The 11,591-nt window shown below is 71.2% G+C and carries 12 protein-coding genes and 2 pseudogenes; 3 read left to right on the plus strand and 11 right to left on the minus strand.

Going from position 1 to position 11,591, the window contains the following annotated elements; genetic code table 11:
* Positions 1-136 precede the first annotated feature (136 nt).
* From ACF1DX_RS26780 to ACF1DX_RS26805, 6 genes and pseudogenes are all read right to left on the minus strand, one after another.
* Positions 137-613 (minus strand): annotated as a pseudogene (locus tag ACF1DX_RS26780) (DUF4291 domain-containing protein); the annotation flags it as partial.
* A 63-nt stretch (positions 614-676) separates the two neighbouring features.
* Positions 677-985, minus strand: a complete 309-nt coding sequence (locus ACF1DX_RS26785; protein ID WP_391793685.1) for a hypothetical protein — start codon at positions 983-985, stop codon at positions 677-679.
* Positions 986-1,112: 127 nt separating this feature from the next.
* Positions 1,113-1,283 carry a hypothetical protein gene (locus ACF1DX_RS26790; protein ID WP_391793686.1) on the minus strand — a complete coding sequence of 57 codons (171 nt, stop codon included), beginning with the start codon at positions 1,281-1,283 and terminating at the stop codon, positions 1,113-1,115.
* Between the two features lie 48 nt (positions 1,284-1,331).
* The gene (locus tag ACF1DX_RS26795) at positions 1,332-1,526 is read right to left on the minus strand and encodes a hypothetical protein (RefSeq protein ID WP_391793687.1); all 195 of its coding nucleotides are present in this window, start codon (positions 1,524-1,526) and stop codon (positions 1,332-1,334) included.
* Between the two features lie 12 nt (positions 1,527-1,538).
* Complete coding sequence (locus ACF1DX_RS26800; protein ID WP_391793688.1) at positions 1,539-2,201, minus strand: hypothetical protein; 663 nt, start codon at positions 2,199-2,201, stop codon at positions 1,539-1,541.
* Positions 2,202-2,305: 104 nt separating this feature from the next.
* Positions 2,306-2,725, minus strand: a complete 420-nt coding sequence (locus ACF1DX_RS26805; protein ID WP_391793689.1) for a winged helix-turn-helix transcriptional regulator — start codon at positions 2,723-2,725, stop codon at positions 2,306-2,308.
* Positions 2,726-2,792: 67 nt separating this feature from the next.
* On the opposite strand from ACF1DX_RS26805, the gene ACF1DX_RS26810 reads away from it, so the two are divergent.
* Complete coding sequence (locus ACF1DX_RS26810) at positions 2,793-3,458, plus strand: NADPH-dependent F420 reductase (RefSeq protein ID WP_391793690.1); 666 nt, start codon at positions 2,793-2,795, stop codon at positions 3,456-3,458.
* A gap of 50 nt (positions 3,459-3,508) precedes the next feature.
* Here the strand turns inward: ACF1DX_RS26810 and ACF1DX_RS26815 are convergent.
* Together ACF1DX_RS26815 and ACF1DX_RS26820 are read right to left on the minus strand one after the other, a co-directional pair.
* Positions 3,509-3,700: pseudogene (locus ACF1DX_RS26815) on the minus strand (DUF4291 family protein); the annotation flags it as partial.
* Positions 3,701-3,838: 138 nt separating this feature from the next.
* Positions 3,839-5,224, minus strand: a complete 1,386-nt coding sequence (locus ACF1DX_RS26820; protein ID WP_391793771.1) for an NAD(P)/FAD-dependent oxidoreductase — start codon at positions 5,222-5,224, stop codon at positions 3,839-3,841.
* Between the two features lie 446 nt (positions 5,225-5,670).
* Here ACF1DX_RS26820 and ACF1DX_RS26825 point away from each other — a divergent pair, with 446 nt between their 5' ends.
* Positions 5,671-6,357, plus strand: a complete 687-nt coding sequence (locus ACF1DX_RS26825; RefSeq protein ID WP_391793691.1) for a hypothetical protein — start codon at positions 5,671-5,673, stop codon at positions 6,355-6,357.
* A 215-nt stretch (positions 6,358-6,572) separates the two neighbouring features.
* On the opposite strand, the gene ACF1DX_RS26830 is transcribed toward ACF1DX_RS26825, so the two are convergent.
* The gene (locus tag ACF1DX_RS26830; protein WP_391793692.1) at positions 6,573-7,859 is read right to left on the minus strand and encodes a helix-turn-helix domain-containing protein; all 1,287 of its coding nucleotides are present in this window, start codon (positions 7,857-7,859) and stop codon (positions 6,573-6,575) included.
* 679 nt (positions 7,860-8,538) lie between these two features.
* On the opposite strand from ACF1DX_RS26830, the gene ACF1DX_RS26835 reads away from it, so the two are divergent.
* A complete protein-coding gene (locus ACF1DX_RS26835; protein WP_391793693.1) occupies positions 8,539-9,228 on the plus strand; it encodes a PAS domain-containing protein in 690 nt (229 codons plus the stop codon).
* Between the two features lie 83 nt (positions 9,229-9,311).
* On the opposite strand, the gene ACF1DX_RS26840 is transcribed toward ACF1DX_RS26835, so the two are convergent.
* Positions 9,312-9,830 carry an RNA polymerase sigma factor gene (locus ACF1DX_RS26840; protein ID WP_391793694.1) on the minus strand — a complete coding sequence of 173 codons (519 nt, stop codon included), beginning with the start codon at positions 9,828-9,830 and terminating at the stop codon, positions 9,312-9,314.
* Between the two features lie 62 nt (positions 9,831-9,892).
* Entirely contained in the window at positions 9,893-11,200 is a 1,308-nt protein-coding gene (locus ACF1DX_RS26845; RefSeq protein WP_391793772.1) for a condensation domain-containing protein, read from the minus strand.
* Positions 11,201-11,591: the final 391 nt, after the last annotated feature.

Consider the following 11,591-nt stretch of genomic DNA (forward strand, 5'->3'; position numbering starts at 1 on the left):
CCCACACCGTCGGCGGCGAATTCCGCGCGGGAACCCGCCCGGAAGGGGCTTCGAAGGCGTGGCCGGCCTGCTGCTCCCGCCCGTCACCTCCGAAGCGGCACCGGAAGCCACAGAGGATCCGGCAGGAGAAGTCGTCTCAATGGGCGGTGCCGACCTGCCGGTGCAGGTGGGCCAGATCCTCATCACTCACGGGGTAGGGGCGTTCACGCGGCAGGAGTCGCCGGGCGATGTCCAGTTCCCCGTCCCGTACATGGGCGTGGATCACGCGGGCCAGCGGTGTGACATCGGCTATGGAGACGATCCACTCGTCGGCATAGAGGTGTGCGGCTTCACCGGCGAGGCCGAGCTGGAGCGATCGGTACGGAAGCGGCTGGAGGCGCAGGTCACGTTCGGGATCCCACTGCACCCGGGCGGGAGCCCGCCTCAACTGCCGCTTCCACGTGACGCGGTCGGTGTGGAGCCCGTGCTCGTAGTGGGACAGGCAGGCGCGCCGCAGCGCCCACTCGAAACCCTCCCGGGTGATCTCGACGGCGAGGACACTCTCCTGGCCTTCCTTGCCGCCCCACCCGCAGCGGTACATCATCCACAGGAAGGACGGCTTGATCCACGTCAAGCCGTGTTCATGAGCCCTTTCTGCCAGAGATCCATCACCGCTCGGACGGAGACGCCACTCCCCTCAGAGCAGGCTCTCGTCCCAGACCGTCCAGCCCGTACCCAGCTCACGGCGCAGAGTGTCCAGGGCCGTGTGCGCCCGCTGCTTGAAGGCCTGCCGCTCCTCGTCCGACCACGGCGAGGGGTCCGGCGGATACTTCCAGTCGATCGACGACTGATACCACTCGGACAACTTCGCCAGTTCCTCTCGGGTGGCCGGGCTGATCGGCAGCCTGTCCAGCTCGCAGGGGTAGCCGTACGGGCTGTCCACCTCCTCCGGCCACAGGGGGGTGTCTACGCCCGCCTCGAAGAAGAATCGCAGGTAGTGGGTCATGCGGCATCCTCTCAGGCGTCCGTGGGTACGGCGCGGGCGGGACCCCTGTCCTGTCGACGACTGAGCATCATGCCCCACCGGCCGGACCCGCGAGAAGGGAGATCGCCCGGCGGGGGCCGGTCCCGCATCAGGGCGCGTAGTAGGCGGCGTGCCGGGCGGCGTGCGCCTCGACGGAGAAGCCCTCGAAGTCGCCGGCTGCCTCACAGAGGTTCAGTCGTCGCAGCGCCGCGTCGGCTTCGGGTGAGCGCTGTTCCGGCAGATACGCCTTGGTCCTGGGCAGTCCGCCTCCGCACGGCAACTGGATGTCGATCGAGCAGTCGGCGTCCGTACTGGCGGTCTTGGCCTGTCAGACGAGCAGCACGTCGTCGGGACTCCCGGCGTTGAACAACTGAACGCAGCACCGTCTCATCAGCTCCGTGTCCCCGTCGCCCTGTGCGCACTCCGCCAGCCGGGCACGCGCGGTGAGCAGACTCCGCACCTCCTCGAGGTCCACCCCGACGGGGTACAGACCGTATCGGCGCAGGCTCTCGTCCTCGTCCATCGCCGTCCTTTCTCACGGGGAGCGGACACGGGTCGCCGTCCCCCGTGTCCACAGGGAGAGGTCGCTGCTCGTCGCCACGGCGATGGTGCGTCCGGAAGGCGAGAAGCCGACTGTGCGGAGTGTGGAGTAGTTCGCGTGGAAGATGTGCCACCACTGCTCTCCGTACGGACCGGCGTGGGGCAGCCCGCCGTCGCTGGACAGTAGGACACGGTCGTTCGGCCAGGCCGGTGTGACGACCTCCAGGGTCCAGCCGTCCCCGGTGGTGGTGTGCAGCCCTCCGCCGAAGAGCCCCGCGATGCGCACGCGGCTTCCGGTGATCGGCCCCAGCCCCGGGCAGGACAGATCTGCAACCGCATCGGGGGTGCTGTCCTCGGGGTCGGGATCGCGGTCCCTGGCGATCTTCTCCCCGGTGACGGCGTCGAAGAGACCGTGACCGTCGGAGGAGACGACCATCACCAGATCGTGACCACTGTCGGGATGCGTCGCGAAACCGATCCCGAGCAGTCCGCCGACAGCAACGCCGTATGTGTACTCGAAGACGGGCCGCCAAGGCTCAGGAGCGGGCACCACGGGGGCCGCGAGAAGCCGGTCCCGCATCGCCTGCTGGTACGCCGAAAGCTCGGGCTCACACTCCGACTGTTCGACCGGAGCCGCCTTCTTCATCCACTTCGTCACGGCTCCATGATCCACATTCCGGCAGGCTCGCCCAACGGAGTTGATGCAGCCCGGCGCTCAAGCGCGTGCCCTTGCAGTCTGTGAACGCGGCCTGATGACCCACGTCAAGCCTCGCTCACAGACCTCTTGCGGCCGCACTCCTGGGCCTCAAGAAGTTCGTCACCATGCTCGATCACCCAGTGTCCCAGCGCCAGCATCGGGCCCTCGACCAAGCTCTGCCCCAAGCCGGTCAGGGCGTAGTCGACACGTGGCGGCGCCTCGGCGTGGGCATGGCGCTCGATCAGTCCGCTCGTGAGCAGGCGGTGCAAGGAGTCGGTCAGAACCTTGTCGCTGAGGCCGCCGATGGCGGCACGCAACTCGCGCCGTCGGCGCGGTCCCAAACGGAGCGCCGCCAGCACGACGGGATCCCAGGTATGGGCGAAGAGGTCGGTGGCCGCGCGTAAACGGCAATCGGCGACCAACTCGTAGCAGTGAGCCTCATGATCAGTCATCTCACCGTCCATCATCGCGCGCCGGTCGCGCACTGATCGGTGCGTAACGCCTTCCCTACCGTGACCACTCGACCGACCACTAGGGAAGAGGCACGGACACATGCGCATCGGAATCCTGGGAACAGGCACACTGGCGGCGGCCCTGGGTGAGGGCTGGGCACGTGCGGGACATGAGGTGGTGATCGGCGGACGGTCGCGGGTCAAGGCGGAGAAACTCGCTGAGCGGCTGGACCACGAAGTGCTCGCTGTCGCACCGCGTGAGGCGGCCACCGGGCGCGATGCGGTGCTCCTGGCCGTCTCCCGGGACGGTGTCGAAGAGATGCTGGGAATGGCGGGCGCGTCCGACGGCGTACTCGAAGGAGTGCCGCTGATCGACCCCACGAACGCCGTTACGCATGGCGTCGGCACTCTGCTCACCGAACCCGGCGAGGCGATGGCGGGGAGGATCGCCGGACTCGCTCCGGGATCCCTGGTCGTGAAGGCGTTTCATCTCTTTCCCGCTGACCAGTGGACGAGCCCACCCCGTGATGGTCAGTCCCGTGTGACGGTGGCGATGTGCGGCGACGACTCGACCGCTCTGCACGTCGTCGGTGAACTGGTCCGTGCTGTCAACGGAGTACCGCTGACTCTGGGACCGCTGGATCGTGTCCGCCAGTTGGAGGAGGTGGCGGGTTTCGTGATCGGCTTGGCTTTCGCCGGCTTCGACCCCCGCTCCGCCGTCCCTCACGTTCCCTCGAAGGACGGGCACGCCGGCTCACAGGGCTAGGCGTATCTCTCACCCGCTCGATGACCTGCCACGGACAGGGTCTGTGAACGCGGCTTGATGACCCACGTCATGCGGTCCCGCTTCCACTCCGCCGGAAAGCGGCCGTCCCGGGCCGCCGCCGGACCGATCGCCGGCGAGTACGCCTGGTAGACGGTGATCGTGCGGTCCGTGTGCAGGGCTCGGATCCGGTACTTGGGTTCTGTCACTGGACCAGGGTGATCACACGTCTTCGCGCGCGCCATCGAATTACCGCGGCGGGAGACCACCGGGTCCACGGCGCGGATGAGGGTGCGGGCGGTGCCCGTGAGGGCAAGGAAGTGGTCGGCAGATGCGCTTCCTTCATGCTCCGGTCATGCCGGAGAACCCGGAAGAGGTCTGGATCAGCGTCGTTCGTCGGCCCGGACCCGGCCCGCCCGGACCCCGGGCCCCTCCGGTGCCGCGGGAGGCTCCGTCGGCGTCGGTGCCGGCCGGGCGAAGAGGACGGCGCGGGCCACCGGCGGAGCGAACAGCGCGGAGACGGGCCGGGCGAGCATCAGTACGGCACGGAAGGCGTCGCCCACGACCGGGTCGCCGGGTGCCCTCTCCTGGACCCGGCGCAGGTACCAGTCCGCGACCCGGTCCGCGGGACCGCCGTCGAGGGCGTTGCCCAGGGCACCCGGCATCTTGCGGTCCGCCCCGGCGGAGATGTCCCACGCCTGCCGGGACGCCGTGAGCAACGCCCGCTGCACGCGCCGGGTCGTGGGCGTACGGCGTGGATCGGCGAGCGCGTCACGCAGGGCGACCGCGCTCATCGCGGCGACGGCCATGCCCTGGCCGTAGATCGGGTTGAAGGTGCACAGCGCGTCACCGGTGGCGAGGAATCCAGCCGGTGCGCCGGGCAGGTCGTAGCGGCGGCGGACGTTGGCGGTGCGCCGGTAGCCGAATGGCGGGGAGAGCGGTTCGGCCTCGTCCATCCAGCGGTCCAGGAGCGGATGGCCCAGCCGCTTGGCGTACGTCACGAACTCGTCCTCGTCCGTGGGCGGTTCGTCGCCGCGCAGCCCGGAGACGATCACCAGGTGGGTGCCGTCCTCCAAGGGCAGCGCACCGCCGCCGTGCGGCTGGGAGGGGCCGGGATAGACGTAGTAACCGACGGTCGCGCCGTCGAGAACCCCCTTCGGGCCGCGGTAGACACGGGAGGCGTAGGCGATCCCCGTGTCGAGGGTCTCCTCGTGCGGGGCCGCGGCGCCGATCGCGGCGAGCCACTGCGGGGCCTTCGTACCGGCGCCGGAGGCATCGACGACCAGGTCGGCCTCCAGCGCCCGGGGTTCCGCGCGCGTGTCCCCGGACCGCTCCCGCAGCAGCACGCCCCGCACCCGCGAGGCGTCACCGAGGAGTCCCACGACATCGGTGCCCTCCAGGGTGCCGATCAGCGGGTTGGCGAGAACCCGCCGCCGTACCAGCCCCTCCAGTTGCGCGCGGGACCCGGTGTAGATGTGCGTGGAGGCGGCCACCCGGCGGAACCAGCGCCCGGCCTGCCAGAGCACCAGGTCCGACGGCATGCCCACCCGCGGCGCGCCCGCCTCCCGCAACTCCGCGAGGAAGCCCGGCAGCAGCGCTTCCACGGCCACCTGCCCACCTTGCAGCAGTACATGGGGGTGGCGCCCCTGCGGCACCCCGGACCGCGGCTCGGCACCGCCCGGGAACCGGTCCCGCTCGACGACGGTCACCCGGTCGGCATGCCCGGCCAGCACATGCGCCGCGAGCAGCCCCGCGAGGCTCCCGCCCACGACCACCACATGCCGCCCACCCCGACGGCCCGCACCTACGGCAGATTTCACCGGCCCACTCCCTGGTCGTCCCGACAACGAGTCGACACGAGTATCCCGCCATCCGGGCCGGGTTGACCGAGTTTCGGCCCTTCCGCCCACCCGTCCGGGTCTGTCGTACAAGTCGAGAGGTCCGATGGGGCTGTCGCCGAGGTCCGTCCGCGCCACGCCGAGGCACTCGCGACCTACGATGCGGCGCTGCCGGTCTCCGGCAGGACCTTCGGAGCCGAACACCCGCAGACCCTGAAGCCGTACTCGGACCGTGCCCAGGTGCCGGCCGCGCCGGCCTCCCGGATTTGTCATGAAGACAGGGGGGCTTGTCACCGTGCCCGCCGACGTCGGACGGTGCTGTGCGGGACCGGGATAAACGAAGGCGATGGTGGCTTGGGCAGGGCATGATCTGCCGGGTGAAGAGGGACGTGGATACGGGCGTGAGCGTGGAGGGTGCCGACGTGTGGCACGAGCGGCTGGGGTGGGCGTTCGGGCTGACAGCGAGCGATCCGGCTGAACGTGCTGCGGCGCTCGTCCGTCTGACCGACGCCGAGAGGAACGTCCAGGACGCTCTGGACCGGTACAACAGGGCGTGGCGTCGCCGGTATGCGCCGGGACGGCAGGCGGCGCACAGAAACTACGAGAAGGCCCTGAGGTATTCGCTGCCGGGCGCGTTGTGGGACCGGCCGGCCGGTCCCGGCATCAGCACATGGCCGGGTCTTCCCTACGCGCTGTGCTTCCTGGAGTGGGAGGCGGGATACCCGCGGGAGTGGACACGGTACGCCAAGTCGTGGGGCACGAAGGAGGACCTCATTCGGTACATGGCTGCCGTTCACCACGATGAGGCGGTCAGGAACAGGCTTGTGGAACTGGTCGAGACCGTCGTTCAGCGGCCCTACCGCTGCAAGGACCGCGAGTACGTGCGCGTGGCCCGCGCCGTGGACAGTGAGGACCTGCGCGGCAGGCTTGAGAAAGCCGCCCGTTCGGACAACCCATGGGCGCAGCGCCATGCCGGATACGTTCTCTGGATCCTGGACCGTCCCGAGGTGCCCAACACGCGCCATGTCTGGCGGACCTGGCTGGCGGCGGCGTCCGGAGAGTAGGCACCGACGGGTGTTGCCCGGAGGTGCCCCTATGTCTTTGGTCAAGCCGGCCGGGTGTCGGTTCGAGGCGTCCGGAACGATGTGTCCGTACACCGCCGGTGAACCGTGCCACCACGACTCCGGCGCCGGCGGCGGTCCGGGCGGATGCCGCGGGTCGCACGGCCGCACCCCGCGAACACGGCCCGCGCACGAGGCGCCGGGCGTGCGCGGTCCGGTCAGGAGCCGGAGGCGCGGTGGCGTCCGGAGCCGCCCCGCTCCGGTGTCCGCGTCCGCTCCTCGGGGGAACGGACATCGGCCAGGGTAGTGGCCAGGGCCTGCCAGATGTGGGCCGCCAGGTCGAGGTTCCCGGCCTCCGTCGCCTGCCGCCCGAGCCGTTGCAGTACGGCGACGCCCTCGTCGGCACGGCCCGCCAGGATCATCAGCCGGCCGTCGAGGACCGACAGCCGTACCCGGTCACGGTAGGAGAGACGCAGGTCCTCCTCGGTGAGCAGGGCCCGGCTGAGGGCCCGGGCGTCGTCCAGCCGGCCCTGATGGAAGGCGAGATGGGCCTGGAGCGCCCGCAGCTCCTGGAGCTGCACAGGGGTGCCGATCAGGTGGAGGACGGAGGCGGCCTCGCCCAGCCAGCGCTCGGCGGCGGTCACGCCGGGCGGTGACATCTGCAGCGCGGCGGCGGTGGCGGCGGCCCGCAGCCGGGTCCACAGGGCCAGGTCGTCCTTGCCCTTCAGCAGACCCAGGGCGGTGTCCAGCCTGGCCCGGGCGGTCGCGTCGTCACCCTGGCGGTTGCTGACCACGGCGGCCGTCCACAACGCTTCGGCCGCCTGGGCGGATGCGGCCATGGGCAGCAGATCCCGCTCCAGTTCGGCGACGTGCCGGCCGGCCGTCTCCAGCCTGCCGAGTTCCGTCTCGATGCCGATCAGCACCATCAGGGCGGCCAGCGTGTCGGACACGCCCAGTTCCGCGGCGCGGGCGACGGACAGCGCCTCCACGGCCGCCGGTTCGGCCGTGCGCATGTCGCCCAGGGCGCGTGCGCAGCGGGCGTACCGGACGCGCGACCGGGCCCGGAGTTCCGGCGCCTCCAGCAGATCGCTCAGCTCGATGAGTTCCAGCAGCCGCGTGCGCTCCAGCTCGTAGTCGCCGTCATGGCCGGCGGCGCGGCTCAGCAGCCACAGGGCCTGCCAGCGGGCGGCGGGATCCTCGCCCGCGTCCTCCTCGACCGCGCGGCTGAGAGCGGCCGTGTCGTCCGCTCCGGGCGGAGCCGAGGCCACGGCGGCCAGTACCCCGGTCAGGGACCTGCCGTCCGGAGGGTCGGCCAGGGCGGACGTGTCGACGCCGAGCCGGTGGGCGAGGTAGGACACGGCGCGCTCGGTGGGACGCCGGTCACCGGACTCCAGACGTGACAGGTATCCCGTCGACATGCCTTCGCCGACGAGGCCGGCCTGGCTCAGGCCCCGCGCCAGCCGAAGCCTCTTCAGCCGACGGCCGAAATGCGGCTGTTCGAGCATCTCCCCCTCTTGTTCCGTGGCGCGTTCAACAGGTGTCGTGGTCCCCGCCTGCCCGGTCGGGCGCGTGGGTTGTCAACACTCTATGGAGCTCAGCAAGGGGCTACAAGCCGTTAAGCGCAGGTCAACCGGCCATTGTCGAGGCGGCGTACGACTCCGCGGGAAGAGTTTGGATCGGGCTCCGCGCTGCCCGAAAGCGGCCCGATCGCAAGAGAGTTGCCAGGCTGCCGAGGTCGTCTGGCAAACCCTTGCCACATGGGTTGCCGACCCTTAATCTCGAGAGCGCCCCCTCAATGCGATCCCTTCTTCGTCATGCGGAGGTTTTTGTGCTGCGCGGCTCCCGACCGGGTCCCTCGCGAAGGCCGGACATGCGGCCCGCCGGTCCGCCCGGTGGTTCCCCGCCGGGACCGGACACCGAGATCGACCGGCTGTGACAACGTTATCCACGGTAGTCGGGCGCCGGCCGCCCCGGCGCCGCTTCCTCTGCTCACCCTGACCGACCCGGGAGTCCGGCGCCCCGCCGCCGGCCGACCCGGGACGACGCGGACACCGGCACCGGCCACCGACGAGGTGGCACGTGCCGTCCCCGGACGCTCGTCGACACCCAGGCACGGCGCACCGGTCCGCTCCGCGTCCGCTCACCCTTCCCGGCCCCACGCGCAGGAAGAAGGACGGTACGTCCGTGGCGACCACGAGTTTCCCCGACGCCTCACCCCGCAAGAACAAGAAAGCCGCCGCTGCGGCTGCCCCCGCCCGCCGCGCCCCGACCGGAAACGGCGCGCCGGGCGGTGCGGCCCCGGCGGACACCTGTAGAGCCCACGTGTCCCCCGAAGACCTGGTCGTCACGGCCGCGGACCCCGGATTCGCCCGCCCATTCGGACTCAGCGCCGACGACATATGCGGGTACGGTCTGCTCGACCTTCTCCGCTCACCCGTTCCCGCACGGCTGAGAGAGAAGTTCACCGCGCTTTCCTCGGGAAGCAGCCGGCGATTCCGGGAAAGGGTGACGGGCAAGGACGGCACCGGCCGGGATTTCCAGGCGGAAATCACCGGAGTCGCCGTCAGGAAACCTTCGGGGGACATGGCCGGCTTCATCGTCTTTCTGCGCCGGTCCGAAGGCGCGGTTTCCGCCGGACCCATGCTCGACGCCCTCGACGCGCAGGTCCTGGAAGGTGTGGCGAGTGGCGAGTCCACGGTGCAGTTGGCCTCCCGTCTCTATCTGAGCCGTCAGGGAATCGAGTACCGCGTCGGGCAGATGCTGCGGCGCTTCGACGTGTCCAACCGTCCCGCCCTGGTGGCGCGGGCGCACGCGCTCGGGATGTTCGCCGCGGGCCAGTGGCCCCCGCGCGTCCTCCCGGAACGCGTGCGGTAGCCGGGCCCGCGCGGCGGCTGTGGCGGTGACGCACCGCCACAGCCGCCTTCGCGCGGGTCCGGCCCCGGGAACCGGTGCCGGCGTCACGCCGCCGAGGGCTGCCACGCCTCCTGGAACCGGCGGCGGGCCCTGAAGAGACGGGAGCGGACGGTGCCCACGGGCAGGGCGAGCACCTCGGCCATCTCCTCCTCGTTGAGCCCGTAGGCGCGCAGGGTGAGGACCTGCCGGTGCGCCCGGGACAGACGCTCCAGCACGTCGCTGATGTGCACCGCGTCCAGAGGGTTCGCCTCCTGCCGTGACTCCACCTCGGAACAGCAGCGTTCCTCGCCGTAGCGCTTGGCGGTGCGGACGGCCTCACGGACCGTCACCGAGCGCACCCAGCCGTAGAACGCCGCCGGTTCGCGCAGGGAACCCAGGCCGCGGTAGACGGCGAGCAGCGCCTCCTGCGTGGCGTCGGCACCGTCGTCGTGGGTGATGGACCTGCAGATGCGCGCGACGTAGGGCGTGATGCCGGTCAGCAGGCGGTTCATCGCGTGCTCGTCGCCCGCCTGGGCTCGGGGGAGCAGCGTCAGAGGAGAGGGGAGTTCGCTGACGGTGGTCATGTCGGCAGTGCTTCCTTACGACAGCCGGGCGGGCAGGGGCGGAAGTGGCGCGGGGGCCGTGGTCAGCCGGTGGCGGCGCGGGCGTCCCCGGGCTCCGCCGCGGTCGCGAAACCGAGGAGCCCGGCACGCACGTCGTCGCGGAACGCCCGCATGAAGGACGGGCTGTAACAGGCGGTGGAGTGCGGGAACTCGATGGAGAGCCGGCCCTCGAAGGAGACGACGCACGCCATGACGGGGCTGCGTCCCGCCTGCGGGAAGTAGTGCTCGCGGGCCGGCACCAGACGCACGTCGACCGCCCGCAGCCCGCTCGGCAGCCGCGGGCCGGGGACGACGCCCATGTTGGTGGCGATCACCGTGGCCAGCTGCAGAGCGGGATTGCGTGGGATCTCCGGCGTGATGCGCATCTCGTGGAAGTGGTCACCGCGGGAGAGGAAGTCGCCCAGGCGGGCGTGCACGGCACGCGCCAGCTCCAGCGGCTCGCAGGCCTCGGACACCTCCAGGGTCTGCAGGTGGGTGGTGACCGCGGGCACCGGGACGGAGGCGGGCAGCGTCGGGGACAGCCGGGAGCGCAGGTCGACGGGGGAGAGGCAGCCGAGGGTGCGGGATCCGTCGCCGTCCAGGCGTCGCCGGGCCGTGGCCAGCAGCACCGCGGCGACCAGGGCGTGCACGGAGACGCCCGAGCCGCGCGCCGTCCGGCGCAGCCGCGAGGTGAGGTCCGCGTCCAGGGTCAGCCTGCGGACCTCGATGTGCCCGTCCGCGTCGGCACCTTCGCCGGTGACGGCGTCGTACGGCACCAGCTCGACCGGGTGCCGCCGGATCTGTTCGAGACGGCCGTCGAGGTACTTCGCCGTGTCGGCGTCGTCGGCCGGAGGCAGCAGCCGGCTGACGGGCTCGGACCAGCGCGGGAGGTCCGGACCGGCGGCCCCGGCGGTGGGCTCCCCGTCGACCAGCGCCCGGTAGCGGTCCCACAGCGCGTTGTGCAGCGCGATGCTGCTGTGGCCGTCGGTGACGGTGTGGTCCACCACCAGCGCGAACAGGTGGCTCTCGCCGTCCGGCGCGCTGACCAGGACGGCACGGCTCAGCGGGCCCCCGACCGGGAGGGGCCTGTTCAGCTCCGCCGCGTAGGCCTCCTCCGCGTCGCCGGTCCGGGTGACCAGCCGCGGCCGTTCGTCCTCACCGAGGACGCGCAGCACGTGACCCGCTCCGTCCTGCTCGATGCGGGACCGCAGCGGCGGGTTCGCCTCCGTCAGGGCGTCGAACGCGGCCGACAGCGCCGCGACGTCCACGGCTCCGCGCAAGGCGCAGGACAGGAAGGCCCTGCTCCTCTGGCCCACGTAGAGCGTTTCGACCGGACACAGCGCACGGTGCATGCCGTCAGCCTTCTTTCCGTCGTTCATTTCGGGTCCACGGCCCGGAATCGGTTTGTCGCCGCGGCTTTCCGCGGGACGGCAGGGGCCTTTCGAGAGTGCACGGCGGAACGCGGCCGAATCCAGCGGAGAGCCCGCGGCGGCGCGAAGTCGCGTGTTTTCCCTAAAAGTTGAACCGGGGCACGCACTCCCCGGCTGCGCATTCTCCAGGGAAACCCCTGAATCGGCGTCCCGGGAGCCCGGATTCCTTGACCCGGCCGGTTCCGGTGCACCACCGTGCTGTGCCGTGAAACCGGGACGGGTGGCGTGTTTCCCCGCCCCGGCGTGCGGCCTCCTTTCCGCCCCGCGGGCCGGCCCGGCGCGTACCCACACGCGAGGGCGGCGCGGAGCGGTG

Source organism: Streptomyces sp. NPDC014676 (assembly GCF_043084105.1).
GTDB lineage: Bacteria > Actinomycetota > Actinomycetes > Streptomycetales > Streptomycetaceae > Streptomyces.

What these genes read in the sequence shown, in the direction of transcription:
- ACF1DX_RS26810 (WP_391793690.1), top strand. Translation starts at nt 2,793, where the DNA reads ATGCGCATCGGAATCCTGGGAACAGGCACACTGGCGGCGGCCCTGGGT.
- ACF1DX_RS26845 (WP_391793772.1), bottom strand. Translation starts at nt 11,200, where the DNA reads ATGCACCGTGCGCTGTGTCCGGTCGAAACGCTCTACGTGGGCCAGAGG.
- ACF1DX_RS26840 (WP_391793694.1), bottom strand. Translation starts at nt 9,830, where the DNA reads ATGACCACCGTCAGCGAACTCCCCTCTCCTCTGACGCTGCTCCCCCGA.
- ACF1DX_RS26830 (WP_391793692.1), bottom strand. Translation starts at nt 7,859, where the DNA reads ATGCTCGAACAGCCGCATTTCGGCCGTCGGCTGAAGAGGCTTCGGCTG.
- ACF1DX_RS26785 (WP_391793685.1), bottom strand. Translation starts at nt 985, where the DNA reads ATGACCCACTACCTGCGATTCTTCTTCGAGGCGGGCGTAGACACCCCC.
- ACF1DX_RS26795 (WP_391793687.1), bottom strand. Translation starts at nt 1,526, where the DNA reads ATGGACGAGGACGAGAGCCTGCGCCGATACGGTCTGTACCCCGTCGGG.